Genomic DNA, 551 nt, shown 5'->3' on the forward strand with positions numbered 1-551 from the left:
ACATCGTCAACGACATTGACCGTGAACGTGCTGGACGACGTGTCGCCGTCCGAGTCGGTTGCCGTGTAGTTGAACTTCAGCGACAGGCTGTTCTCGCTGTTGGCCGGCGAGCTGTCGTGATCGAGCGGCTTGACCAAGTGGAAGTTGTATTCGCCGTTGTTGACGTCCGAGACCGTGGCAAAGAACACCACGTTGCCGGCACCCGTCGTCGTCGGAGCCGTGTCGCCGGTATAACCGACCAGCGTGCCGTTCGCCAGGATCGCCGTGTGGACGGCGACGCCGAGCGAGGTCAGCGAATTGCCCGCCTCGCCGACAACCGTCACATTCGCATTGCTGAACGCAACCGAGCGGTCGCCCGGCTGGCCGTTGGCGTCATTGGCATTGTCGGCGCCCCACTGGATGTTCAGCGAGACGTGTTCTGCCTTGGCCGTGTAACCGTCTTCCGGCTCGTTGTTGCCGGAGTTGACGCTTTCGTCTTCGACCGTCGATGCCGTGCCCGGATTGGCGATCGGGCTATCGTCGATGACGTTGACCTGGAAGTTGTTCTTGAC

General features: G+C 61.5%; 1 protein-coding gene. It reads right to left on the reverse strand.

Going from position 1 to position 551, the window contains the following annotated elements; translation table 11 throughout:
- Positions 1-551 (reverse strand): DUF5801 repeats-in-toxin domain-containing protein (locus tag GQ59_RS32595; RefSeq protein WP_037088648.1); only part of this gene is annotated, 551 nt, incomplete at both ends.

This window comes from Neorhizobium vignae (genome assembly GCF_000732195.1).
GTDB classification, from domain to species: domain Bacteria; phylum Pseudomonadota; class Alphaproteobacteria; order Rhizobiales; family Rhizobiaceae; genus Neorhizobium; species Neorhizobium vignae.